This window comes from Mesorhizobium sp. M2C.T.Ca.TU.002.02.1.1 (genome assembly GCF_003997225.1).
On the sequence record NZ_RZTO01001459.1, the window covers coordinates 1 to 590 of the forward strand.

The window sequence follows — 590 nt, forward strand, 5'->3', positions numbered from 1 at the left end:
CAGGAGCGCTGCTCAGTCGAGCGCGTCGCCGGTTGCGAGCAAGCCCGCGGCGGCAAACGCACCGCAGACCGCCGATACCATTGTCACCGATTGGCGGCGGGAAATCGCGGCGGCGGGCGGCAGCACGGTCACCGCGAAGCCGACCGCCCGGGCGCCGGAAGCCGCACCGTGGGTCGAGATCGAGAAGGTCGAGATCAACAAGGAAGAGGTTCGGGTGGCGGCGGACGCTTCCGCGCAAGCCGACGGCTCCCGGGCATCCGAACCGGAGGCGCAGCCGGCGCGGCCCGCGATCCTTTCGGAGCATACGGGCCGGCAGGTCGCTGCGGCCTTCGGCGAGCTTTCCGACGCTTTTGCCAGCCGCGGCAAGAAGAGCTTCGACGAGATGGCCGAGGAGATGCTGCGGCCGATGCTGCAGGATTGGCTCGACAACAATTTGCCGACGCTGGTCGAAAGGCTGGTGCGCGAGGAGATCGAACGCGTGGCGCGCGGGGGCGCAGTAAGCCGCCGGAACACGCAGGCTTAAAGCGCCGCCCTTGGGGCGGCGCTCAGACTGCTGACAAACCCCGTCGAATTTCGGCGGGGTTTTGTTT

1 protein-coding gene is annotated in these 590 nt (G+C 68.3%); it reads left to right on the plus strand.

What is annotated here, in order from left to right:
- Positions 1 to 523, plus strand: a 523-nt coding sequence (locus EOD07_RS36745) for a DUF2497 domain-containing protein (protein ID WP_127238527.1), incomplete at its 5' end; no start/stop codon positions are given.
- Positions 524 to 590 lie beyond the last annotated feature (67 nt).